Origin of the sequence: Flavobacterium turcicum (assembly GCF_011365745.1) — a bacterium.
GTDB lineage: Bacteria > Bacteroidota > Bacteroidia > Flavobacteriales > Flavobacteriaceae > Flavobacterium > Flavobacterium turcicum.
In genome coordinates, this window is record NZ_JAAOBY010000001.1 from 408,675 (window position 1) to 432,779 (window position 24,105).

The 24,105-nt window shown below is 34.8% G+C and carries 21 protein-coding genes; 11 read left to right on the forward strand and 10 right to left on the reverse strand.

From position 1 onward, the window contains the following. Positions 1 to 158 precede the first annotated feature (158 nt). A complete protein-coding gene (locus G9Q29_RS01825; protein WP_166132800.1) occupies positions 159 to 842 on the reverse strand; it encodes a ComF family protein in 684 nt (227 codons plus the stop codon). 97 nt (positions 843 to 939) lie between these two features. Here G9Q29_RS01825 and G9Q29_RS01830 point away from each other — a divergent pair, with 97 nt between their 5' ends. From G9Q29_RS01830 to G9Q29_RS01850, 5 genes are all read left to right on the forward strand, one after another. Further along, positions 940 to 2,481, forward strand: a complete 1,542-nt coding sequence (locus G9Q29_RS01830) for a glycine--tRNA ligase (RefSeq protein ID WP_166132801.1) — start codon at positions 940 to 942, stop codon at positions 2,479 to 2,481. 357 nt (positions 2,482 to 2,838) lie between these two features. Further along, positions 2,839 to 3,648 carry a LytR/AlgR family response regulator transcription factor gene (locus G9Q29_RS01835; protein WP_166132802.1) on the forward strand — a complete coding sequence of 270 codons (810 nt, stop codon included), beginning with the start codon at positions 2,839 to 2,841 and terminating at the stop codon, positions 3,646 to 3,648. Between the two features lie 179 nt (positions 3,649 to 3,827). Then, positions 3,828 to 4,010, forward strand: a complete 183-nt coding sequence (locus tag G9Q29_RS01840) for a hypothetical protein (protein ID WP_166132803.1) — start codon at positions 3,828 to 3,830, stop codon at positions 4,008 to 4,010. 143 nt (positions 4,011 to 4,153) lie between these two features. After that, positions 4,154 to 6,142 carry a tetratricopeptide repeat-containing sensor histidine kinase gene (locus G9Q29_RS01845; protein ID WP_166132804.1) on the forward strand — a complete coding sequence of 663 codons (1,989 nt, stop codon included), beginning with the start codon at positions 4,154 to 4,156 and terminating at the stop codon, positions 6,140 to 6,142. A gap of 17 nt (positions 6,143 to 6,159) precedes the next feature. Continuing rightward, complete coding sequence (locus G9Q29_RS01850; protein WP_166132805.1) at positions 6,160 to 6,861, forward strand: response regulator; 702 nt, start codon at positions 6,160 to 6,162, stop codon at positions 6,859 to 6,861. 45 nt (positions 6,862 to 6,906) lie between these two features. Here the strand turns inward: G9Q29_RS01850 and thiL are convergent, their stop codons facing one another. Continuing rightward, a complete protein-coding gene (gene thiL, locus G9Q29_RS01855; RefSeq protein ID WP_166132806.1) occupies positions 6,907 to 7,950 on the reverse strand; it encodes a thiamine-phosphate kinase in 1,044 nt (347 codons plus the stop codon). 401 nt (positions 7,951 to 8,351) lie between these two features. On the opposite strand from thiL, the gene G9Q29_RS01860 reads away from it, so the two are divergent. After that, positions 8,352 to 9,269, forward strand: coding sequence for a 1-phosphofructokinase family hexose kinase (locus tag G9Q29_RS01860; protein ID WP_166132807.1), 918 nt, complete (start codon positions 8,352 to 8,354; stop codon positions 9,267 to 9,269). Between the two features lie 72 nt (positions 9,270 to 9,341). Here the strand turns inward: G9Q29_RS01860 and lepA are convergent, their stop codons facing one another. Next, positions 9,342 to 11,138 (reverse strand): translation elongation factor 4, encoded by a 1,797-nt coding sequence (gene lepA, locus G9Q29_RS01865; protein ID WP_166132808.1) that lies wholly within the window; start codon positions 11,136 to 11,138, stop codon positions 9,342 to 9,344. Between the two features lie 324 nt (positions 11,139 to 11,462). On the opposite strand from lepA, the gene G9Q29_RS01870 reads away from it, so the two are divergent. Next, on the forward strand, positions 11,463 to 12,101 hold the full coding sequence (locus G9Q29_RS01870) for a pyridoxamine 5'-phosphate oxidase family protein (protein ID WP_166132809.1): 639 nt from the start codon (positions 11,463 to 11,465) through the stop codon (positions 12,099 to 12,101). Positions 12,102 to 12,113: 12 nt separating this feature from the next. On the opposite strand, the gene G9Q29_RS01875 is transcribed toward G9Q29_RS01870, so the two are convergent. The 4 genes from G9Q29_RS01875 to G9Q29_RS01890 all read right to left on the reverse strand — a co-directional run bounded on the left by G9Q29_RS01875 (position 12,114) and on the right by G9Q29_RS01890 (position 14,829). Further along, on the reverse strand, positions 12,114 to 13,193 hold the full coding sequence (locus G9Q29_RS01875; protein ID WP_166132810.1) for a serine hydrolase domain-containing protein: 1,080 nt from the start codon (positions 13,191 to 13,193) through the stop codon (positions 12,114 to 12,116). Between the two features lie 38 nt (positions 13,194 to 13,231). Further along, complete coding sequence (locus G9Q29_RS01880) at positions 13,232 to 13,591, reverse strand: hypothetical protein (protein WP_166132811.1); 360 nt, start codon at positions 13,589 to 13,591, stop codon at positions 13,232 to 13,234. A 2-nt stretch (positions 13,592 to 13,593) separates the two neighbouring features. Next, positions 13,594 to 14,076 (reverse strand): DoxX family protein, encoded by a 483-nt coding sequence (locus G9Q29_RS01885; protein WP_166132812.1) that lies wholly within the window; start codon positions 14,074 to 14,076, stop codon positions 13,594 to 13,596. 87 nt (positions 14,077 to 14,163) lie between these two features. After that, on the reverse strand, positions 14,164 to 14,829 hold the full coding sequence (locus G9Q29_RS01890; protein ID WP_166132813.1) for a GIN domain-containing protein: 666 nt from the start codon (positions 14,827 to 14,829) through the stop codon (positions 14,164 to 14,166). A 338-nt stretch (positions 14,830 to 15,167) separates the two neighbouring features. On the opposite strand from G9Q29_RS01890, the gene G9Q29_RS01895 reads away from it, so the two are divergent. Continuing rightward, positions 15,168 to 15,341 (forward strand): hypothetical protein, encoded by a 174-nt coding sequence (locus G9Q29_RS01895; protein ID WP_166132814.1) that lies wholly within the window; start codon positions 15,168 to 15,170, stop codon positions 15,339 to 15,341. Positions 15,342 to 15,368: 27 nt separating this feature from the next. Here the strand turns inward: G9Q29_RS01895 and G9Q29_RS01900 are convergent, their stop codons facing one another. Beyond that, the gene (locus tag G9Q29_RS01900) at positions 15,369 to 16,571 is read right to left on the reverse strand and encodes a helix-turn-helix domain-containing protein (RefSeq protein WP_166132815.1); all 1,203 of its coding nucleotides are present in this window, start codon (positions 16,569 to 16,571) and stop codon (positions 15,369 to 15,371) included. A gap of 139 nt (positions 16,572 to 16,710) precedes the next feature. Between G9Q29_RS01900 and dusB the strand changes: the two genes are divergently transcribed. Beyond that, positions 16,711 to 17,706, forward strand: coding sequence for a tRNA dihydrouridine synthase DusB (dusB, locus tag G9Q29_RS01905; RefSeq protein WP_166132816.1), 996 nt, complete (start codon positions 16,711 to 16,713; stop codon positions 17,704 to 17,706). A 114-nt stretch (positions 17,707 to 17,820) separates the two neighbouring features. Here dusB and G9Q29_RS01910 read toward each other — a convergent pair whose 3' ends face one another. Further along, positions 17,821 to 19,020 carry an ABC transporter permease gene (locus G9Q29_RS01910; protein WP_166132817.1) on the reverse strand — a complete coding sequence of 400 codons (1,200 nt, stop codon included), beginning with the start codon at positions 19,018 to 19,020 and terminating at the stop codon, positions 17,821 to 17,823. Positions 19,021 to 19,023: 3 nt separating this feature from the next. Beyond that, a complete protein-coding gene (gene rbfA, locus G9Q29_RS01915) occupies positions 19,024 to 19,416 on the reverse strand; it encodes a 30S ribosome-binding factor RbfA (RefSeq protein WP_166132818.1) in 393 nt (130 codons plus the stop codon). Between the two features lie 232 nt (positions 19,417 to 19,648). On the opposite strand from rbfA, the gene G9Q29_RS01920 reads away from it, so the two are divergent. Together G9Q29_RS01920 and kbl are read left to right on the forward strand one after the other, a co-directional pair. Then, the gene (locus G9Q29_RS01920) at positions 19,649 to 22,819 is read left to right on the forward strand and encodes a UvrD-helicase domain-containing protein (RefSeq protein WP_166132819.1); all 3,171 of its coding nucleotides are present in this window, start codon (positions 19,649 to 19,651) and stop codon (positions 22,817 to 22,819) included. Positions 22,820 to 22,864: 45 nt separating this feature from the next. After that, entirely contained in the window at positions 22,865 to 24,058 is a 1,194-nt protein-coding gene (gene kbl / locus G9Q29_RS01925; protein WP_166132820.1) for a glycine C-acetyltransferase, read from the forward strand. Positions 24,059 to 24,105: the final 47 nt, after the last annotated feature.

Sequence of the window (24,105 nt, forward strand, 5' to 3'; positions counted from 1 at the left end):
TAAAGTTTGGAAACGGAAATTCTATTTCGTTATAATTTCATTAAATTATGCTATAGTAGTTTATTTTTAGAATTAAAACATTGGTAATAAGCAATTTAATTTTTTTTCGGTTCAACTAATGAAATTGTGTCCATTTGTACCCTATCATTTTTTTAGTTTTAGGAATGCGCCATAGCCATACAAACAATACTGATTTTTGCACCAGGAATATTTAATAAAGCCCGTGAGCAAGCTTCAAGTGTAGCGCCAGTTGTAAGAACATCATCAACCAACAAAAAATGTTTGTTGTGCTCTTTTTCAGAAAAAACAACATCAAAAATTGTCTCGTTTAGTTCTGACCTGCCCAGCAAGTTTTTTTTAGATTGTGTTTTCGAATAGACTTTTCGAATTAGTACTTTGTTATTATATGCGATATCTAGCTGTTCAGAAAGTGCTTTTCCAAATCCGCTTACTTGATTGTAGCCGCGTTCTTTATATTTTTTTGGATGCAAAGGAACCGGAATAATTTGGTCTACGTCTTGTAAAGCAACCACCGTTTTTAAATCTCCGGCATACCATTCACCTATTAATGGACCTAATTCTTCATGGCCTTTGTACTTTAGATTATGAATTAGCTCTTGCACGATTCCCTTTTTATGAAAATAAAATAAAGCTGAAGCATGCTGAACTAAAACCCTACCGTAAAATTTTTTGTAGGCATCATTTTCAGGGTTTAAATGATGATGTGTCAATGGCGCATCGTGACGGCATGTAGTGCAAATCATATTTTCGGTACCCAATAATAAGGTACTGCAGCCGGAACAAACTTTTGGAAAAAAGAGATTAATGAGGCTTTGAAACATATAATCAGGGTTTTAATGCTAAAATTAATCAAATCAGGACTTCAAACTCCAAGAAATTGCTTTTTTTTAAGTTCACTTTTTATATTTTTGCAATACTATGGCAAAACAAGAAGATTTATTTAAGAATGTAGTTTCGCACGCAAAAGAGTACGGATTTATTTTTCCGTCAAGCGAAATATACGATGGTTTAAGTGCAGTCTATGATTATGCACAAAACGGAGTAGAGTTAAAAAAGAATATACGCGAATATTGGTGGCGCGCTATGGTTCAGATGAATGAAAACATCGTGGGCCTTGACGCTTCCATATTAATGCATCCTACAACTTGGAAAGCATCCGGTCACGTAGATGCGTTTAACGATCCTTTAATAGACAATAAGGATTCTAAAAAAAGATACAGAGCCGATGTTTTGATTGAAGATTATGCTGAAAAACTCAATCAAAAGGCGCAAAAAGAAATAGAAAAAGCCCGAACTCGTTTTGGCGAAGCTTTTAATGAACAAGAATTTGTTACTACTAACACGCGCGTTATGGAGTACAAAGCCAAAGAGAGAGAAATTCTTGAACGGATGGCTCGCTCTCTTGGTAACGAGGACTTGGCCGATGTAAAAGCTTTAATCGAAGAGCTTGAAATTGCTTGTCCTGATTCAGGTTCAAGAAATTGGACTGAGGTAAAACAATTTAACCTAATGTTTGGTACCAAATTAGGAGCATCTGCTGATTCAGCAATGGATTTGTATTTGCGTCCAGAAACAGCTCAGGGAATTTTTGTTAACTTTTTAAACGTTCAAAAATCCGGACGTATGAAAGTTCCTTTTGGAATTGCTCAAACTGGTAAAGCGTTCAGAAACGAAATTGTGGCAAGACAATTTATTTTCCGTATGCGTGAGTTTGAACAAATGGAAATGCAATTTTTTGTGCGTCCAGGCGAAGAAATGAAACACTACGATTTCTGGAAAGAAGCCCGACTTAAATGGCACTTGTCACTTGGTTTAGGAAAAGAAAGATACCGTTTTCACAATCACGAGAAGTTAGCCCACTACGCTAATGCTGCCGCTGATATCGAATTTGATTTTCCATTTGGGTTTAAAGAATTAGAAGGAATTCACTCTAGAACCGATTTCGATTTAAAAGCGCACGAGCAGTTTTCAGGTAGAAAATTACAATATTTTGATGCCGAATTGAATCAAAATTATGTACCGTACGTTGTAGAAACTTCAGTTGGTTTAGACAGAATGTTCTTGGCTGTTTTTGCTACTTCCTTAAAAGAAGAAACACTTGAGGACGGATCAACGCGAACAGTTTTAAAATTACCATCAGTACTTGCTCCTACAAAAGCTGCGATTTTACCATTAGTAAAAAAAGACGGTTTACCAGAAATTGCCAGACAAATTATTGACGATTTAAAATGGGATTTTAGCGTATCTTACGATGAAAAAGATGCAGTAGGAAGACGTTACCGCAGACAAGATGCCTTGGGAACCCCATTTTGTATCACCGTAGATCATCAAACTGCAGAAGATCAAACCGTAACCATTCGTCATAGAGATACTATGAAACAAGATCGTGTAGCGATTGCTGATTTAAAAGCAATTATAGAAAACGAAGTTTCAATGAAAACTTGGTTGATGAAAATGTAGATTAATTTACCGAATAAAAAGATTAAGAAAAGCTTTCCGTAACGGAAGGCTTTTTTTTATGGTTTTAGCAAAAATAGCTAATATTTACAGTAATTAGATAGGAATTTACAGGTTCAAAAGCGAATAAAATATGTATTTTATCGGATTTATTTGTAGTTCATCTTTATGTGTCAACATTTGTTAAGAACATATTAACAAGATCTTTAATAAAATTGTTATTTGCTTATTTTTAGACTGTTAAATAAGTGATTCTTGTTTAATTAGTTTCCCAAAATTACCCTATTTATCAAATTTTCGAAAGTCGAAATGGCTTTATAAATTAATTTGCAGGTCCTATTTGTTTTAGGAAAATCGTTAATGAGTTATTCGTACATTATTATTGATGATCATCACGAATGTGTTTTGGAAACGAAAGCTGCGCTTTCTCGTTTTCCAGAATTAAATTTTATAGCTGCTGCAAATAATTATGATGAAGGGTTAAATTGTATTTTAGAACACCAACCTGATCTTGTTTTTCTTGAAATTGATCCAGCCAGTAAAAAAAGTAATTTATCATTACAACTAATAAATGAGCTGCATCGGTATCTAAAAGTTATTCCGAAAATTATAATTACTACCAGAACCAAAAACTTTGCTTTTGATGCTATTAAGTTCGAAGTAGCTGATTATCTTATTAAGCCAGTTCAGCATATTGATTTGGTGAAATTGATTTTGAAATTGAATAAATCAATTTTGGAAACGCCTACCTGTATTGAAAAAGCGCTACCGAGGCAAGATATAATTACAATCAATAAAGAGGCACAAACCCCATCTGATCAGCCATTAATTTTATGCATCAAATCATACGGTGATTACAGGTACATAGATACCAATGATATTTGTTACCTAAAAGCAGATAACAACTCAACGGATATACACCTTAACACGGGCGAAATGATTACGGCTTTCAAAACCTTAAAACATTTTGAAGCTGCGCTCAATAGTCCATTTATTAGAATTCATAATAGCTATATCATTAACCGAAATTATATTGTACGAATCCATACTGGTAATGCGCTTTGCTACATTAAAAATAGTGCGGTTAAACTTCCTTTTTCAAAGTCTTACAAGTCTAATATTGATACAATTATCAATGATTTCTCAGATGGAAATTATTTAGAAATATAAAAAACATCCATTTACCATAATTTGAGCATCATTCACTTTCATTTGGTGGCAATCTACCATATAGCGTGTTTTTACGGGCAAAAAGTAAAGTTGTCTGCTTAGTTTTACAAAAGAATCAACAAATAAATGGTTCTAAAACAAATAAAAAAAACTAACAAAAACATAAAAAACCCAAGGTTATGAAAAAAGCACTTTTAGTATCAGGATTATTTTCTTTAGTAATGGTTTTAACTTCTTTTACTTCTAACGCAGAGGTTGCTAATGCATCGAATGACAACAAAGTTGAGATTCTTAAAGTTGACAACATGACATTAGATATTTCAGGAAATGGTGGAACTGGTGGAAATAAGAAAATGGACTAATAATTAATAGTTTCTGTTAAGATAAAGAAAAAGCCGTCAAGTATTTGACGGCTTTTTCTTTGTTGAGAAGTTTATTTTTTTATTTTTGATAATAAATATTTTTCCATTTGAAACAGACACTAAACAAAACTATTTTTTTGATAATGCTATTAAGCTCATGTGATCAAAAAAATCAAGAATTTCATTATACTACAAATTCCAGTGATAGTCTCAATTCTTATCTGTCTCTTGCAAACGATTTTGATTTAGCATATGAACAACGACAGAGATATATCAAGAAAGCTTTCAAGATTGTATCGACCCAAGAAAATGATTCCATATATCGCGTAAATCTTTTCAAAATTGCTAATCGTTATTATAATGTTGAAAATTGGAGAGCATATAAAAGCACTGTTGAATTAATTCTGGAAAAATCCGAATTAAAGAATGATGCTATTAGCATGGCAAAAGCAAATAATTATTTAGGAGATTACTTTGATTCTCAAGGGAAACCAGATAGTTCTTTTTTCTTTTACAACAAAGCACAAAAAATGTATTTGCAATTAAATGATAATTATAATTTAGCAGTAACAATTATAAAAAAAGCTAATATCCAATTTTATCAAAGTGATTTTCTAGGTTCGGAGAAATCGACATCTAAAGCATTAAAGATTAAACAAAATAGGTATCATAGTGATGTAATGTACGACGCATACAATTTATTAGGGTTAATTTATAATGAATTAGAAGACTATGATAATGCAATGGTCTATCATAATAAAGCACTTGCAAGTATAGATGGTGAGTTGATGTCATCATTTTATCAACCAGAAGCTACTTCGTACAACAACATTGGATATTTATATTTGAAGAGAGAAAAATATAAACAGGCTAAAGATTATTTCCTAAAAGGTTTAAACCAAAAAAATATTTCAAGTGACAAGCCATATATTTACGCAATGTTATTAAACAATTTGGCCTATTCAAAATTCAAACTTAAAGAAAAAGCACAGCTACCTGATTTGTTTTTTCAATCCTTAAAAATTAGAGATAGCTTGAAACTAACTAGTGGAGTAATAGCTAGTAAAATTAATTTGTCAGAGTATTTTATTTCAAAAAAAGATACAACTTTGGCTAGTTTGTACGCCAAACAAGCATTGGTATTGTCGCAAAAAACTAATAATTATCGAAACATTCTAAACTCTTTGAAACATTTGTCTCTAATTGATCCTAAAAATGCAATTCAATATGCCAATGAATATATTAAGGTAAGCGAACAACTTCAAAAATCAGAACGCAAAATGGGTAATAAATTTACCCGCATCGAATACGAAACTGACGAGATTAAAAGTGAAAACAATGAACTAGCGCAGCAAAATAGAAATTTAGTATATCTTTTTTCAGGACTTGGTATTTTAGGATTGTTAATTTTTAAAATTAAATCTCAAAAAGCAAAAAACAGAGAGCTGTTATTTAAACAACAGCAACAAATAGCAAATGAGGAGATTTATAATTTAATGATTTCGCAACAAAATACTATTGAAATTAGTAGAGTTGAGGAGAAAAAGAGAGTTGCGCGCGAATTGCATGATGGGGTACTGGGCAGAATGTTTGGCGTACGTATGAATCTGGATGGTTTGAATAAGCAGCAAGACGAATCAGCTATGTTGCAAAGAATCAATTATTTAGCTGAATTGAAAAATATTGAGCAGGACATCCGTGAAATTTCACATGATTTGAATAGGGAAAAATCAGAATTAATTAATAACTTCGTTGCAATAGTTAATAATTTATTTGAAGAACAGAAGAAAACCTATAAGTCAAAATTTATAGTAAATATTGATGCTACTATTCGTTGGGAGTTGGTTAGTAATGCTGTAAAAATTAATTTGTACCGTATAATTCAAGAAATTTTGCAAAATACGAATAAATACGCCGAGGCTTTAAAGATTAATGTCGATCTGAAGAAAGAAGAAGATCATCTGATATTGAAAATATCAGATGACGGCAAGGGTTTCAATGTGAAAACAGCTAAGAAAGGAATAGGTTTGCAAAATATCTTGTTCCGAACTAACGAGTGTGAGGGTGTTGTCGATATTAAATCAGCAAAATTGCAAGGGACTACTGTTACGGTTACTTTGCCAATTGCTTAAATACAATAAAAACAAGAATGGGAAGCGAGATTGAATCGGTTGAAAAACAAAAGAAAATACAAAACATATTAATAGTTGATGATCATCGTTTTATAATTGAAGGTTATAAAAATGCTATAACACGTTACAATCCAAACGAATACGATTTTTTAATTACTCAAGCTAAAGATTGTGAATCCGCATACGAAATTATAACAAACCCAGACAGTCCTGTTTTTGATATTGCTTTTTTAGATATTAGTATGCCTGCATTTGAGGAAAAACAAATCTACTCAGGCGAGGATGTGGCCAAATTAATCTTGGATACGATGCCAGATTGTAAAATAATTTTGTTGACCATGTACACGGAATTATTAAAAATAAAAACGATTATTAATACAATCAATCCTGCTGGACTGGTTATCAAAAATGATTTGACATTTGATGAATTAATTTTTGCTTTTGATAAAATTATAAACAACAATAATTACTACAGTGAATCAGTTGTTAAAATGCTTAACTTAGCAGAGGTTGATGCTATTGAAATTGATCAATTTGACGAACAAATTTTATTTCATCTTTCAAAAGGCACAAGTATTACAAACATGGTGCAATATATTCCGATATCGGTGGGGGCTATTGAGCGTCGTATTGTAAACTTAAAAGAGCTTTTACGTGTTGAATACAACGACTACAGCGCCTTAGTCGTAGAAGCTAAAAACAAAGGATTATTATTTTAAAATAAAAAAAACGACACTTTTGGTGTCGTTTTTTAGTTTTGTCTATTAACTAATAGCATCCCAACCACGCGCTTTTAGTGGGATTTTAGTATTCGCTCTTGTAATTAAATGAATTCCTTCACTTTCTTGGGTCATGTGACCGATGATAGTAAAATTTGGATTGGCTTTTATTTTCTCAAAATCTTGAATCGAGATTGTAAATAGCAATTCGTAATCTTCACCTCCGTTAATGGCAACAGTGGTGCTATCAATATTAAACTCTTCGCAAACATTGATAAACTGCGGATCAATAGGTAATTTGTCTTCGTATAAATTACAACCTACTTTTGACTGTTTACAAATGTGCATAATCTCAGAGGAAAGTCCGTCTGAAATATCAATCATAGCCGTAGGTTTTACTTCAAGTGCATGCAGTAATGTACGAACATCTTTGCGTGCTTCAGGCTTTAATTGACGTTCAATAAGATAAGTATAAGCGTCTAAATCAGGTTGTGAATTTGGGTTCACTTGAAAAACTTGTTTCTCACGTTCCAAAACTTGTAATCCCATGTAGGCAGCACCGATATCTCCAGTAACTACCAGCAAATCGGTTTCTTTGGCCCCATTACGATATACAATTTCATCTTCGTTTGCTTCTCCGATGGCAGTAATGCTAATTATTAATCCTTTTTGAGATGATGTGGTGTCACCGCCAATTACATCAATATTGTATTCAGCTGCGGCATGTGTAATACCAGCAAACAACTCTTCTAAAGCTTCTAGTGGAAATCGGTTAGAAACGGCAACCGAAACAGTGATTTGTGTTGCCTTGGCATTCATAGCGCAAATATCCGAAACATTGACTACAACAGCTTTATATCCCAAATGTTTTAAGGGCATGTAAGCCAAATCAAAATGTACGCCTTCAATCAATAAATCGGTTGAAACAACAATTTTTTTGTCCTTGAAGTCTAAAACAGCTGCATCATCTCCAATCCCTTTTAAGGTAGATGATTGGTTGATTGCAAAATTTTTAGTCAAATGATCAATTAGTCCAAATTCTCCTAATTGAGCTATACTTGTACGTTGTGGATTTTTATCTTCTATCATTTTGCAAAGGTACAAAGTTTTCTTGCCACAGATTACACAGATTACCACAGATTTTTTCGCATCTTAAGGATTGTAAAACATCTTTCATGAAAACTCGTAACTCTTACTATACATCCATATTTAGATAATTTACCACAGATTACACAGATTACCACAGATTTTTTCGTTACTTGATGATTGTAAAACATCTTACATGAAAACAATCGCAACTCTTACTATACATCCATCTTTAGATAATTTGCCACAGATTACACAGATTTTTTCGTTACTTGATGATTGTAAAACATCTTACATGAAAACAATCGTAACTCTTACTATTCATCCATCTTTATATAATTTGCCACAGATTAGACAGATTACCACAGATTTTTTCGCATCTTTATGATTGTAAAATATCTTTCATGAAAACAATCACAACGCTAACCATAAATCCTTCCTTAGATAAATCAACTCATTTTACGGGACTTATCGCTGAGCAAAAAATTAGATGTGGAAAACCGCGTTATGATGCTGGTGGTGGCGGTATAAATGTATCTAAAGCCATTGCAAAATTAGGAGGTACGTCCAAATGTATTTTTACTTCTGGTGGTTCTTCTGGCGAATTGCTCGAAGAATTAATTAAAAAAGAAGGTTTGCAATCTGAAATGATAAGAACTAAAAGTTGGACAAGAGAAAATTTTATTGCTTTTGATTCTGAAACACAATCGCAGTACCGTTTTGGTTTTCCAGGAAATGAGTTGTCTCTAGCTGAACAAGATGAAATTTTGCATAAAGTAAAAGATTTAAAAACAGATTATCTTGTCATCAGCGGAAGCTTAAATGAAGGATTAGCAACTGATTTTTACAAACAAATAGCCCAAATAGCCCAAGCTTCTAACATCAAGGTTATTGTTGATACATCTGGTGAACCGCTGAAAAAAGTCTTAGAAACAGGAGTTTATCTAATTAAACCCAACATTGGCGAATTAGCAAAATTAATTGGTACCGAACGATTAGAATTACCAGAGGTTGAAAAAGCGGCCAAAAAATTAATTGAAAATAAAAGTGCAGAAATTATAGTAGTTTCACTGGGAGCTGATGGAGCCATTTTAGTCACTCAAGACGAAACTCATTTTGTTAAAGCGCCAAAAGTAGAAAAGAAAAGTACCGTAGGAGCTGGCGACAGTATGGTGGGTGGTATGGTGTGGGCATTGTCTCAAAACAAAACTTTAAAAGAAGTGATACAAATTGGAGTTGCTTGTGGTTCTGCAGCAACTATGAACGAAGGAACTCAACTTTTTAAAGTAGAAGATGTTATGCGATTGTTAAATGAAATCTAATAAAAAACCTGACAATTTCCATCGTCAGGTTTTCTCTATATTCTTTGTTCTATATTCTTTTTTCTAAAAAAATTAGTCATTCAGTTTAAGAACCGCCATAAACGCTTCTTGTGGAATTTCAACGTTTCCTACTTGGCGCATACGTTTTTTACCTTTTTTCTGTTTTTCTAATAATTTACGTTTACGTGAAATATCTCCACCGTAACATTTTGCGGTAACGTCTTTACGCAATGCTTTGATGGTTTCACGAGCGATAATTTTAGCACCAATTGAGGCTTGTATTGGGATTTCAAATTGTTGTCTTGGAATTAATTCTCGCAATTTTTCACACATTTTTTTACCAATGGTATAGGCGTTATCTGCGTGAATCAAGGCTGAAAGCGCATCTAATTGATTTGCATTGAGCAAAATATCCATTTTTACAAGTTTAGATTCTCTCAATCCTATCGGAGAATAATCAAATGATGCATATCCTTTGGAAACCGTTTTTAGCCTATCATAAAAATCAAATACGATTTCAGCCAGTGGCATGTCAAAATTCAATTCCACACGCTCCGTTGTCAAATAGGTTTGATTGGTAATTTGCCCGCGCTTTTCAATACACAAACTCATTACGTTCCCCACAAAGTCAGCTTTGGTAATGATAGTAGCTTTGATAAATGGCTCTTCAACACGGTCTAATTTTGTAGCCTCCGGTAAATCACTTGGGTTGTTTACAATGATTGCTGTATCAGGTTCTTTTTTGGTATATGCCAAGTACGAAACGTTAGGAACCGTGGTGATTACAGTCATGTTAAATTCACGTTCTAAACGTTCCTGAATAATTTCCATGTGTAACATTCCTAAGAATCCGCAACGGAAACCAAAACCTAAAGCTGCAGAACTCTCGGCTGAAAATACAAGCGAAGCATCGTTCAGTTGTAGTTTTTCCATCGAGGCACGCAAATCTTCATAATCCTCTGTATCAACAGGATAAATACCAGCAAAAACCATTGGTTTTACATCCTCAAAACCCGTGATCATATTTGTTGTTGGTGTTTTTGCATCCGTAAGTGTATCACCTACTTTTACTTCTTTCGCCTCTTTAATTCCAGAAATTAAGTATCCAACATCACCTGCTGAAATCACTTGTTTTGGCACTTGATTGAGTTTCAAAGTACCTATTTCATCAGCAAAATATTCATTGCCAGTAGCCATGAATTTAATTTTTTGTCCTTTCTTAATTTCGCCATTTACCACTCTAAAAATAACCTCAATACCTCTAAACGGGTTGTAATGAGAGTCAAAAATCAAAGCTTGCAAAGGCTCGTCAACATTTCCTTTTGGAGCAGGTATTTTTTCAATAATTGCTGCTAATATATTTTCGACACCAAAACCAGTTTTTCCAGAGGCGTGAATAATGTCCTCTAGGTTGCAACCCAATAAGTCAATAATATCATCGCTCACCTCTTCAGGATTGGCGCTAGGTAAATCTACTTTGTTCAAAACCGGAATAATTTCCAAGTCGTTCTCTAAAGCCAGATATAAATTTGAAATAGTTTGTGCCTGAATACTTTGTGCTGCATCCACAATCAAAAGTGCCCCTTCGCAAGCAGCAATAGATCGAGAAACTTCATACGAAAAATCAACGTGTCCCGGAGTGTCAATCAAGTTCAAGATGTATTCTTCACCCTTGTACGTGTACTCCATCTGAATCGCGTGACTTTTAATAGTAATACCACGTTCACGCTCCAAGTCCATATTGTCAAGTAATTGCGCCTTTTCTTCACGAGCAGTTACAGTTTGTGTAGCACCTAGTAAACGGTCTGCAAGCGTACTTTTCCCGTGATCAATATGTGCAATAATGCAAAAATTTCTTATATGTTTCATTTTCAGTAAATATCAATAAATTTGCTTGTCAGCTTGTGGGCGTGCCGGCAGAAAAAGCCGTCGGGCTATGCGCTCTATCTTTTGTTCCGTTAGCACTTCACAAAAGGATGCCGCTGCTATCCCTCACGCAAAACCCCACTAAGAGTCAATTAATTTGCAAATATAGGCTAAAAGTTTTTTATGTGAGATTCAACAATGCCTAATGTTACTGCAATTGAAATTTAATTTTTTAGCAATTCTCATTTGGGGTCTTTCTTATTGTATTTTTGCTCGTATTTACAAAAGCATCTTGCAGTTACATTTGAACTTTTATACCAACTATTTATGCCTACTTCACCACAAGATTCTATTACCATAAACGACACTCCCTACAATTTACAAGAGCTAGAAACACTAGCTTGGAAAAAATTAGTCAACGGTTCAGTTAAGAAAAAAAATGGTTTCCGAACCATGTGCGTTGGCACCATAAATGAAAACAACACCGCCGCATTACGAATTGTAGTAAATAGAAAAGTTGATGAGGTAAACAAAACCGTATATTTCCACACAGACAATCGCTCCCGAAAATGTTATGATTTACAAAAAGACAATCGCATTTCACTCTTGTTTTACGATGCGCGCCAACGGGTTCAAATTGTTGTGAAAGCGCATGCCGCTTTACACACTAACGATGCCTTATCAAATGATCGTTGGAAGGCAACCAGTCCGCAAGCTCGTCTAGGTTATATGACACTCGAACCACCCAACACAAAATCAAATCATCCAACCTTGGGATACGAAGAACGTTTTTCGACCCTAAAGCCCACAGATATTGAAAGTGATTTGTTTCAAGAAAATTTCACGGTTGTTGCTTGTGCAGTCTATGAACTTGAATTTTTATACCTCGACTTTACTGGCAACAGAAAAGCTAATTTCTTTTATGAAAACAGTGTTTTGCAAGATAGTTTTTGGGCAGTTCCGTAACCTCCAAAGATTTTATTTTTTCAAATTGGTAATTGTACTTTTTTTGCCTTTGCAAACTAAATACAATTGTTCCGACAATTCATAAAGATTTGTCGCATTGGTATTGCTAAAAACGATAATGCTTTTGTTGTTATCGAGCGTATGAATCCAATTGGTATTGGAACCCAAAATTCCGCCTGGACGATATACAAATTTAGTATCGAAAACACCATATCCATCGGCAAACCAAAATCCAAAGGCAACGTTGTCAAGATCTCTGTTTGGCGCAATCATTAGTTCGGTAGTATTTTTTGAAAGTAACTTATAGTTGAAAATGGCAGTGTCAAATTTCAATAAATCTTCTACACTGGAATACATTGCACCCGACCCAAAAAAGTTTTCGATATAGTAAGGTTCGTCATTTTTGAATTCAGTTGTTTTTTCATCAATGGTATATGAATCTACCAATCCCGAAATGATGTCCGTTGATTTTAACATATTGGTGTTTTGCATTTGTAACGGTTTTAAAATTCTTTCTTCCAAATTTTTTTCAAATGATTTTCCGGTAATGTTTTCGATAATTTTATGTAAAATCATATAGTCACCATTATTATATGCGCTTTTCTTTCCGGGAATTGTATCTAGTTTATTGCTACAATAAGTGTCAATATAGTCATCAATAGATAGCGGCAATTGGTAGGTTTTCAAATCAAGTTTATCGGCAAGATTAGGAATTCCGGAACTGTAAGTCAGTAAATTTTCAATGGTAACTTTGTCTTTTGCTTCGCCTTTGTACTTTGGAAAATACTTTCCAAAAGTTGCTTTTAAATCAAGCTTTCGTTCTTGGTATAGTTGCAAAATTAAAACAGCAGTAAAAGTTTTGGTTATCGATAAAATTTTGAATTTAGAATCAGCTTTTATCACGTTACCCGATTGTCTATTAGCAATTCCTATTTCTTTCAAAAAGTCGATTTTGCCGTTAGAAGCTACTAGAACAGTTCCGTTAAAGTTTTTTTGCGAGTGATAATACTTTACAATCTCATCAAATTGTTTTGTTTGTGCAAAACTGATTTGGCACATTGTAAATAGTACAAGGATTGCAATATTTTTCATAATTCAACTTTAAATTGTTTCTCTAAGATATTGATTATTTATCTTTTATTAAACTTCGCTTTGTAATACGTAGTGTCTTTTTCAGAGAAAACGACCCTGCGGTTGTCTTCATTTTCGAATTCTAAACTATCATTAACCACAAATTTTACTTCTGTAAATTTATAACCGGTAACAAATGTGGTTGTTATTTGATAGGTGTTATTGGCAGTATTCAATTTCATTTCGGTAGCTTCTCCCCAAGATAATGGTTTGTCTTTTCCACGAATGGCTACGTTTTTTACATTTTTCATTTCGGATGCATCCAAAGTAAAAACAACGGTTTTTTTATAGGTTTTTTGAACGCAATTTGTCAAGAATAAAGAAAGTAAAAGTGCTAGTAATATCGTTTTAGTTTTCATAATTAAGCTTTGTTTTTAGTTAGTAAATAATCAATTCCAAATCGGCCTGAACCTAGTATTAAAAAGAACATCGCTACCCAAAGGAATCCCATGGCGGCAAGGCAATTCCACAATCCATTTTGTATTTGTTGCATAAATATAGCAACTAGCATGGTGCAAATTACTAAGAAAGAAGCAACACGGGTTTGAAATCCAAATAACAGTAGCAATCCGCCAACAGCTTCTGCAAAAGCGCCCATCCAAGCAAAAAAAGCTGGAGCAATGGCAAAAATCCCACCATAATTTGCCACATCACCGGGAAACCAAAAAGCGACTTCAAACAATCCTAAATTAGCATCAACGGGTGACCAAGGCATTCCAAATTTATCGGCTCCAAAGTTAAAAGCCAGCAAGTATCCACAAACAATTCGCGGAATAGTAATAAATAGATCTTGTGACCAATGTGGTAACAAAACAGGTTTAGTGATTTTGGTAAGTAGTTTCATAATGTTGTATTTTTTGATTTTCTTATTGATATTTATATTGAATTTTGAAATTGCTATTGAACATTGCCATTGCCATTGAACTTTTCATTAATTAACAATCAAATCGCCATTACCTGATTTTTTCGAATTAGAATCAAATTGGGCTTTTCCTTTGTTAATGACATCTCCGTTTCCAGTTAATTTTGCAGTAAGTTTTTCAATGACATTGGCAGTTATATTTCCGTTTCCAGTGCTTTTTAAATCAGCTTTTTTAGCAACTAGATTCTCTGCGTTTACATCGCCATTTCCAACTTTAACAATATCTAAATCATCTATCGTTCCGCTAATTTTACTTTCTCCATTTCCGGTGTTTTCTAATCTAAAATAACGACCCAAAACATTTTTCACGGTTAAATTACTGTTGCCAACGTTTTTGATGACACTTGCCTCTGGCATCGTGATTTTTATTTTTAGATTGGTATCTTCAACATACATTTTGTTGTTTTGGTTTCCTTTAAATTGAATTTTTAGCTCTTTACCTGAAACGTTTTCTAAAAAAGTCAAAAGACGTTCCAAATTGTCATCGATTGTTATAGCAATGCTCCAAGTTTTTCCAATTTCTACCTCAATAGTTCCATCTAAATCTTCAAAAGAAAGCTTGTCGAAATTTTTGTAGTTGTAATTTTTAGTGATCGTTTTTCCGGATCCTTGTAGTTGTGCGTGTGCAAAAGTTGAAGTTAATATCAACGTAATTGCCAAGATTAATTTTTTCATAATTAGTTTTTTAGTGATTAATAACAGGGCAAAGTTGCGCCATAAATCAGCACCAATCGCTTCAAATTATGATTTGAGACTAGTTTAGTTCTGCTGTGAAGTATTGTAAATGCTGACAATGTTGTTTTCAACTATTTTTTATCAAAAAACTTTGTTTTTATTCCTGATTTTGAAATACAGCTGACAAATGCACTTGATAGGTAGAAAGCAGATCCAAATTTAACGCTTGTTGTAGGGAAACATTTTTGCAGACTATGTACTTTTATATTCAAGAGCATCTACATTTTTAAAAAGCAAAACGAAACAATAAATTCCTGAACTTTTAATAACATCGAATTATGAAAAGGAATTCCCTAAATGACATCAGTCACCTTGATGATTTGAACCGATTGAATGAAATAGTTTCTGATAAACGTCTCGCCAAGAGAGCCACAGAAAAAAAGAATAGACGCAACCGCCACTACGAAAAGCAATTTATAAAAAACACTATTGAACGGTTTGATGCCGAATAAGTAGTTGCTTTTTATTGGCGGAAAACCTTATTCGTTGGTGTATTCTTTTGGTGTTTTACCTGTGTTTTTCTTGAAAGCTCGATTAAAAGTAGCTTTCGAGTTAAAGCCGCAATCGTAAGCAATTCCTAGCAAAGTAGATTTTTTGTGTTCGCCATTTGATAAACTGATTTTAACAGCTTCAATTCTGAAATTATTGATGTAATCATTAAAGTTCATTTGAAACCCTTGATTGATCGTTTTAGAAATAACAGAAGCGTTAGTTTCTAATTTTTTTGCCAAATCGGTAAGCGTTAATTCAGGATTTTGATAGAGTTTTTCAGCTTGAATTAAGGTTTCTATCTTAGATTTCCAATGTTCCGTTTCGGGCGAAACAGTCTCTTCTACAGTCTCATACTGAATGTCAATGCTCGTTTCCAAATTACCTGCACTGCTGCTGTCCAATAAAAGAATAGGACTTTTGTCAAAAAAAGACATTTTAAACGGTATCGTAGCATTTGTAGGATTAGAATATCCCGTAATGGCAATGTAGTACATCACAATCGAAAAGGAAAGATAAAACCACCAACTGCCTTGATACGATTTCATTTCTGGTAAAAAGTATTCAACACCATCAAAAACAAGTGGTAAAAGCAACATCACTAAAAAAGCAATCAAATACGTTTGAATCCATTTAAACAAAACCGAATCGGCATAACTCACCACCTGAAACATGAGTCTTTTGTAAACATTATAATATCGAATACTCAATATAAAATATACAATCATCGAGAGCAAACCTAGTTTTTGGTACCATTCCTCAAAGTCTTTGTCCATTCCGTTTTCGTAAAAATAATAGTCGCCAAAAATGAATTTGTCGTAAATCCAAGTAGCAATAATGTAAATAAGATACAGCAATCCTGGCAGAATATGTATTGCCTCTTTTTTCGAAAATTTGAATGAGGGATTCAGTAAACTTTGGGTGTAAAAAAAGATGATAGGGCCTATCCATAAAAGGTGTTGAAAAGGAGTGTAAAATAAAATATCACGATAGGGTTGATTGTCATACCAGCCCGCAAAACCAAGCATCCACGGTGCAATATAGAGGCTACACAGAAAAATGAAAAAACTCAGCCAATAATTCGATTTATTGTCGGTTTTAATAGCTTTTATAAGTAACAAAACGCTGTAAACAATTCCTTGAGTAAACGAAATAAGTAAAACGGAACTGTAAAATCCAAATTGAAAAAGCATCTTGTAGTTTTCGTAAAAATAATTATTTTTTGTAGACCAATGTCATAATTTTTCAAGTATGACTTCTTGTGTCTTAATCTCTTGATAGTTCCAAAATTATCGGTCTAATTTTTTTATCTTTGCAAAAAAATAAAACATCTTGATTAAAATAGGCGACCATATTGTTTTACCGGATTTTCCCTTACTTCTTGCTCCAATGGAAGATGTGAGCGATCCGCCGTTTCGTAGATTGTGCAAAATGCATGGTGCTGATATGATGTACTCTGAATTTATTTCTTCCGAAGGATTGATTCGTGACGCCATCAAAAGTCGCATGAAATTGGATATTTTTGATTACGAGCGCCCTGTGGGAATCCAGATTTTTGGTGGCGACGAAGAGGCAATGGCACTTTCTTCTAAAATTGTTTCTACTGTAAATCCAGATCTTATTGATATCAATTTTGGTTGTCCTGTTAAAAAAGTCGTTTGCAAAGGAGCTGGTGCTGGTGTTTTAAAAGATGTTGATTTGATGATTCGGTTGACCAAAGCTGTTATTGATAGCACTCATTTACCTGTAACAGTTAAAACGCGTTTGGGTTGGGATGATAATTCTATCAATATCGATGAGGTTGCAGAACGTTTGCAAGACATTGGTGTTGCCGCATTGAGCATTCACGCTAGAACGCGCGCCCAAATGTACAAAGGTCACTCCGATTGGTCACACATTGCCCGAGTAAAGAATAATCCTAGAATCACAATGCCAATTTTTGGAAATGGCGATATTGATTCTCCGGAGAAAGCATTACAGTATAAAAATGAATACGGCATTGACGGAATCATGATTGGTCGTGCTGCGATTGGTTATCCGTGGATTTTTGATGAAATAAAACATTACTTCAAAACAGGAGAACATTTGGCAAAACCTACCGTTATTGATCGTGTAGAGGCCGTGCGTAATCACCTTACTTGGGCTATGGACTGGAAAGGCGAACGATTAGGAATTGTGGAAACACGTCCGCATTACACCAATTATTTTAAAGGAATCCATTCTTTTAAAACCCACAAACAAAAATTAGTAACCCTCGATCGCCCCGAGGAGCTTTTTGCAGCCTTAGATGAAATTCAGGATGCTTATGTGGGGTACGAGGTGGTTTAGTAATTACTGTCAAGATAACCCGAACTATATCAAATAGGCGAAGCAATTCCGCTAATTTGCACCAATTAATTCGTGTAAATTAGTGGAATTCGTGTTTTATTTTAAAAGGGAAAACTATTCCAACAAAGATTTGCTCACGCGACTACTAGCAATAAGTGAGGCTAGAAAACCAAGTATAACAATTGTTGTCATCACAATGGCAACATTTTCAAATGAAAAAACAACAGGATAAGCCAAACTTTCTGTAAGCATAATCCATTGAAAATGCTCTTGAAGCAACACGATTACAATTCCTAAAAACAATCCTAAAACACCTCCAAATACACTCAGTAAGGTACCTTGTAGCAAGAATATTTTACGTAGATCTTGAATAGGAGTACCCAAATTGTACAAGGTTTTCAAGTTGGCTTTTTTATCCAAAATCATCATAATCAAGGCGCCAACCAAATTAAATAAAGCGACCACAATAACTAAGGTAAAAATCAAGTACACTGCAATATTCTCCGTGTTGAGCATTTTATAAAGCGAGGCGTTCAGCTGCGCTCTGTTTTTTATGGTAACGGTATTTTTAAAAATGGTTTGCAACTGCTCGTTAATAACTGCTTCATCAGCGTTGGGGGCTAATTTGAGTTCTATTCCTGAAACTTTATTGGTAGGATAACCCAATAATTCTTGCGCCAAACCCAAATCGGCAAAAACATATTTCGAGTCTAATTCTTCGTTGATAGCATAAATTCCAACCGGAATTAAATCCGATTTGTTAAAGGCTTGCTCCAAGTTGTCAATCGTTCCTCGACCAGGCTTTGGAACTAAAACCTCAAGCTGTCGGTTAAAGTCCAGCAAACCCATCGAAAATTTTTGAGCTATGCCATAACCCACCACTACTTGGTACGTATCAGGTTGCAGCCATTGTCCGTTATATAATTTTGATTCAATGGCGTTGACCTTGCTGTAGTTGGGGTCAACACCTTTTAGGTAAGTCACTTCTTGCTTGCCATCAAAGGTAAACAATACGCGTTCTTCAATAATTTTGGTAAACGATACCACGCCAGCAACAGTCTTAATTTGCTGCTCTTGTTGCGGGCTCACCACAAACGATTTCCCCTTGGTACTGCTAATTTTTAAATCAGGGTCAATCTCATTCGTAAACGACAAACTAAATACTTTTAAACCGCTAAATACTGAAAGTACTACAAACAAGGCCATAGCGCCCACAATAATACCCAAACTCGCAATGCGGTTTATAATATTGATGGCATTATTTTTACTGTTACTTTTAAGGTAACGCGTGGCTATGTACAGCGGAAAATTCAAGGATTATTGGAATCTGCGTTTGTCTAGTAAATCTCTGTTCTCAATAGGATTGTCTCTGTTGGCAAGCGCATTGTCAATTTTTTCAATGTAATCTAATGAGTCGTCAATAAAGAAAACCAAATTAGGCACCTTACGCAATTGCAGGCGTACACGTTGCGATAAATCGTGTTTAATATTTTTTGAATTTGATTTTACAGCTTCTAAAATCTCTTGCGCTTTGTCCTGAGGAAAAACACTCAAATGCACCGTAGCAACTGATAAATCAGTAGTTACAGCAACTTTAGATACCGAGATCACCAAGTTAGAAACGCCGTTTTTTCTCACTTCACCTTGCAGGATATCCACCAAATCTTTTTGGATGACCCCGCCTATTTTTTTCTGTCTATTTGTTTCCATGCTGCAAAAATACTACTTTTAAGGTTTATCCCGAAGTTTCAACTCAAAATTAAAATGTAACCCTCTTACAGCGCAATTTTTAGGAGCTGTTTCCCGCTTTTCATTACAATCTTTCCTGCTCTGCTAGCGCGCCGCAGTAAAGGATTTTCATTGCAATCGGGGCTAGGGAGTGCGTAAATGAAGTTCTTAATTTCAGGTAAAGATAGTAGATAATCCAAAAGCAAAATTCAAGATGCAAAGACCATCCTTTTCTATATACGACGCCTCAGCAGGTTCCGGAAAAACCTATGCACTTGTCAAAGAATACCTGAAAATCATTCTTACAGCACACAAAAACGATGCGTACCGGCATATTTTGGCGATCACTTTTACCAATAAAGCCGTACACGAAATGAAGTCGCGTATTGTGGGTAGCTTGTCTGAATTTGCCAAAGACGAACCAAGCGATAAAGCGCATGATTTAATGCTTGATTTAGCGGCGGCTACCCAATTATCAGTCATTCAAATAAAAGTAAAATCGCAACAAATCATCAAGCACATTATTCATAATTATGCGGCTTTTGATATTTCAACCATTGACAAATTCACTCACAAGGTAATTCGAGCTTTTGCGCACGATTTGAATTTGCCCATGACTTTTGAAGTTACTTTGGATACCGAAAATCTATTGATAGAAGCGGTAGATGCCATCATTGCACAAGCCGGTGAAGATGAGACTTTGACCAAATTGCTCATCGATTTCACTATGGAAAAAACCGATGATGATAAATCTTGGGACATTTCACGAGAAATTCTCGACACAGGTAAATTGGTACTGAATGAGAACAACCGAAATGAAATTACACATTTTCAAGACAAATCGATTGCTGAGTTTGTAGCTATAAAAAACAAATTAGATAAAACCTGCAAGGAGCTAGAAAAGGAAACGGTTGTTTTTGCAGAAGAAATAGTAGCATTAATTGATAAAAATGGTATTGATGTAAAGTCCTTTTCCAGACTTACTTTCCCCAATCATATTGCAAGTATTCAGCAAGGAAAATTCAATCCTAAAAATAAAATGTTTCGTGAGTTTGATGATATTGCCATCAATAAAACAGCCAAAGATCGTGATCTAATTGAAAGTTTGCTTCCGCAAATGCTGGATCAATTAAAAACGATTTATGGAACTTTCGAGAAAATAAATTTTTACAAAGCCTTTCTCAAAAATATTACACCACTTTCCTTGCTGAATACCGTCAGTAACGAATTGGCCAAAATCCAAGAAGAGCAAAATGTGTTGTCTATTTCTGAGTTCAATGCCATCATTCACCGTGAAATTCAAAACCAACCTGCTCCTTTTATATATGAGCGATTGGGCGAGCGCTACCGTCATTTTTTTATCGATGAGTTTCAGGATACTTCCGAAATGCAATGGCAAAATTTGATTCCATTAATTGACAATGCACTTGCGGGTCAAGATGATTATGGTGTAAAAGGAACGCTAATGATTGTGGGTGATCCTAAGCAATCTATTTATCGCTGGCGCGGAGGAAAAGCAGAGCAATTTATCGAATTGAGTAAGGACAATAATCCGTTTAGCAATCCGGATAAAGTTTTGGAACATTTAGATAAAAACTACCGTTCTTATTCGCAAGTTATCGAGTTCAATAATGCCTTCTTCAAGTTAATTGCAAACCATTTTGATCAACCTGATTACCGCGACTTATACGAAAATCATAGCAGTCAAAAAACAAATGATAAAAAAGGAGGTTTTGTAAGCATCGCTTTTATCGCCAATGTAGATAAAAAATCAGCAGACGCTGAGGAAAGTAGCGACGGAGAAGTTCTTGAGAAAGCCGATTTGTATCTTGAAGCTACTTTGACAACCATTCAAAAAGTGTTGCAAGAAGGATTTGAGTACAAAGATATCGTGCTACTTACCCGTAAACGTGACCAAGGTATTGCCATTGCTAATTATTTAACAGAGAAAAAAATACCGTTATTATCATCAGAAACCTTGATGATTCAAAATGCAACCGAGGTGCAACTCATTATTCACTTGTTGAAATACCTTAAAAACAGTGCCGACTTAGAGGCGAAAGCACATTTTTTATATCACATAGGATTAAATAGTCAAACGGAATTACCGGTTCACGATTTCATCGCGCAAGGCATGGCGCTCAAGCAAGAAGCTGATTTTGAAAAATGGTTATTGCAATGCAATATAGCGTTGTCGTTTCAAAATATTCGTAAAAAATCGCTGTACGAAGCTGTAGAAGTAATCATTGCTAAGTTTTTGCATTCTCAAAAAAGCAATGCTTATGTACAATACTTTTTGGATATTGTTCTTGAACGTGACGTGCGCAATCAAGCCGGCATTGCTGATTTTGTAAGTTTCTGGGAAAAGAGCGGTCACAAATATAGCATTCCGTCGCCCGAAGGTACGAACGCGGTCCGTATTATGACCATTCACAAATCAAAAGGATTAGAGTTTCCGGTGGTAATTTTTCCTTTCGCAGAAGAAGATTACAGTCGAAAACCCAAAGATAAATTATGGCTCAATGCCGCTGAAGAAGATTTTGGAATTCCAAAAGTGCTGATTGATAATAGTAGCAGTGTAGAAGGTTTTGGAGAGGAAGCCGCCGAAGTATATCAGCAAAAAAAACAAGAAGAACTACTGGATAATGTTAACGTACTTTATGTGGCGTTAACTAGGGCCGAGGAGCAGTTGTATGTGATTTCGAATATGAATTTAAGTTCGAAAGGCGAGTTGCCAAAAAACAATATGTGTACCTTTTTTATAGAGTACCTACAAGCAAATGACGGGTTTGATGAAAATCAATTTCTTTATGAATCTGGAAATTCAAAACGGCTATCAAAGGCCAAACCACATGTAGATAGCTCGCGTGTGATTCCGTTTGTGCAGGAAGTTTTAAATCCTAAAAATATAAAAATTGCACAACGCGAAGCCTTGATGTGGGGTACTCAGCAACAAGAAGCTATTGAGTACGGGAACTTAATTCATGAGGTGCTTTCCTTTGTAAAAACCTACGATGAGGTCGATGTGGCGATCACCAAAGCAATTGAAAGCGGAATGATCGCCATAACCCAACAAGAAACCGTTCGTACCAGTTTGCAGGAAATTGTGAGCCATCACGAACTAGCCGCTTGTTTTGCTAAAGGCAATACGGTTCTTAATGAGCAAACCATCATTCAAAAAGAAGGCGGCACTATAAAACCTGACAGAATGGTAGTAAACTCAAACAACGAAGTGTATTTGTTGGATTATAAAACGGGCATGCATCAAAAAAAATACGAACAACAGTTACACAACTACCAGCAAGCTATTGAGGCTATGGGTTATAAAGTGACAAAAAAAGCGCTAATTTATATCGGAAAAGGAATTGAAGTAGTAAATTTGTAACGCAAAAATGAATAATTCGCAAAATAGAATTGTAAACTATAAATTATGTACGGAAAAATAAAGGAACATTTGCAAGCAGAATTGCAAACAATAGAAGAGAATGGGATTTTTAAAAGAGAAAGAATTATTACATCGCCACAGGCGGCTGAAATAACCATTTCTACTGGAGAAACTGTTTTGAATTTTTGTGCCAATAATTATCTTGGACTTTCATCTCATCCCGAAGTAGTGCAAGCAGCGAAAGATGCTTTGGATTCTCATGGTTTCGGAATGTCGTCTGTTCGTTTTATTTGCGGAACACAAGATATTCATAAAGAACTTGAAAAAAAGATTGCTGATTTTTACGGTTTAGAGGATACCATATTATACGCTGCAGCATTTGATGCAAATGGTGGTGTTTTTGAACCTTTATTAGGAGAGCAAGATTGTATTATTTCAGATAGTTTGAACCATGCTTCTATTATTGACGGAGTGCGTTTGTGTAAGGCGGCACGCTACCGTTACGAAAATTCCAACATGGAAGATTTGGAACAACAGTTAATAAAAGCTACTGAAGCAGGTTGTCGTTTTAAATTAATTGTAACTGATGGTGTGTTCTCTATGGACGGATTGGTTGCGCCTTTGGATAAGATTTGTGATTTAGCTGATAAATATGATGCCTTAGTAATGGTAGACGAATGTCATGCAGCTGGTTTTATTGGTGCAACTGGTAAAGGTACTCCTGAAGCAAAAGGGGTTATGGGGCGTGTGGACATCATCACAGGAACGCTTGGTAAGGCTTTAGGAGGTGCGATGGGCGGTTACACTACTGCTAAAAAAGAAATTATTGAAATTTTGCGTCAGCGTTCAAGACCATATTTGTTTTCAAACTCTTTAGCGCCAGCTATTGTTGGTGCATCATTAAAAGTATTTGAATTACTTGAAAAAGATACCACCTTACGCGATCAACTAGAGTGGAATACCAATTATTTCAAAGCAGGTATGAAAGCAGCTGGTTTTGATATCATCGATGGTGATTCGGCAATAGTACCTGTTATGTTGTACGATGCTAAACTTTCTCAAATTATGGCTGATGAATTGTTAAAAAAAGGCGTGTATGTTATTGGTTTCTTCTTTCCGGTAGTTCCAAAAGACAAGGCCAGAATTAGAGTTCAGCTTTCTGCCGCACATACACAAGCACATCTAGATAAGGCTATTAGTGCATTTACTGAGGTTGGAAAAGAGTTAAAAATTATATAATTCCCACATTGTTACGGATAAGAAGGTTTTTTTTAACATTAAACTTT

Coding starts and splice junctions, on each gene's coding strand:
- G9Q29_RS01840 (WP_166132803.1), top strand. CDS start 3,828: ATGAAAAAAGCACTTTTAGTATCAGGATTATTTTCTTTAGTAATGGTT.
- G9Q29_RS01845 (WP_166132804.1), top strand. CDS start 4,154: ATGCTATTAAGCTCATGTGATCAAAAAAATCAAGAATTTCATTATACT.
- G9Q29_RS01885 (WP_166132812.1), bottom strand. CDS start 14,076: ATGAAACTACTTACCAAAATCACTAAACCTGTTTTGTTACCACATTGG.
- G9Q29_RS01890 (WP_166132813.1), bottom strand. CDS start 14,829: ATGAAAAAATTAATCTTGGCAATTACGTTGATATTAACTTCAACTTTT.
- G9Q29_RS01830 (WP_166132801.1), top strand. CDS start 940: ATGGCAAAACAAGAAGATTTATTTAAGAATGTAGTTTCGCACGCAAAA.
- G9Q29_RS01850 (WP_166132805.1), top strand. CDS start 6,160: ATGGGAAGCGAGATTGAATCGGTTGAAAAACAAAAGAAAATACAAAAC.
- G9Q29_RS01880 (WP_166132811.1), bottom strand. CDS start 13,591: ATGAAAACTAAAACGATATTACTAGCACTTTTACTTTCTTTATTCTTG.
- thiL (WP_166132806.1), bottom strand. CDS start 7,950: ATGATAGAAGATAAAAATCCACAACGTACAAGTATAGCTCAATTAGGA.
- G9Q29_RS01875 (WP_166132810.1), bottom strand. CDS start 13,193: ATGAAAAATATTGCAATCCTTGTACTATTTACAATGTGCCAAATCAGT.
- kbl (WP_166132820.1), top strand. CDS start 22,865: ATGTACGGAAAAATAAAGGAACATTTGCAAGCAGAATTGCAAACAATA.
- G9Q29_RS01825 (WP_166132800.1), bottom strand. CDS start 842: ATGTTTCAAAGCCTCATTAATCTCTTTTTTCCAAAAGTTTGTTCCGGC.
- rbfA (WP_166132818.1), bottom strand. CDS start 19,416: ATGGAAACAAATAGACAGAAAAAAATAGGCGGGGTCATCCAAAAAGAT.
- G9Q29_RS01895 (WP_166132814.1), top strand. CDS start 15,168: ATGAAAAGGAATTCCCTAAATGACATCAGTCACCTTGATGATTTGAAC.
- G9Q29_RS01920 (WP_166132819.1), top strand. CDS start 19,649: ATGCAAAGACCATCCTTTTCTATATACGACGCCTCAGCAGGTTCCGGA.
- G9Q29_RS01860 (WP_166132807.1), top strand. CDS start 8,352: ATGAAAACAATCACAACGCTAACCATAAATCCTTCCTTAGATAAATCA.
- lepA (WP_166132808.1), bottom strand. CDS start 11,138: ATGAAACATATAAGAAATTTTTGCATTATTGCACATATTGATCACGGG.
- G9Q29_RS01835 (WP_166132802.1), top strand. CDS start 2,839: ATGAGTTATTCGTACATTATTATTGATGATCATCACGAATGTGTTTTG.
- G9Q29_RS01900 (WP_166132815.1), bottom strand. CDS start 16,571: ATGCTTTTTCAATTTGGATTTTACAGTTCCGTTTTACTTATTTCGTTT.
- G9Q29_RS01870 (WP_166132809.1), top strand. CDS start 11,463: ATGCCTACTTCACCACAAGATTCTATTACCATAAACGACACTCCCTAC.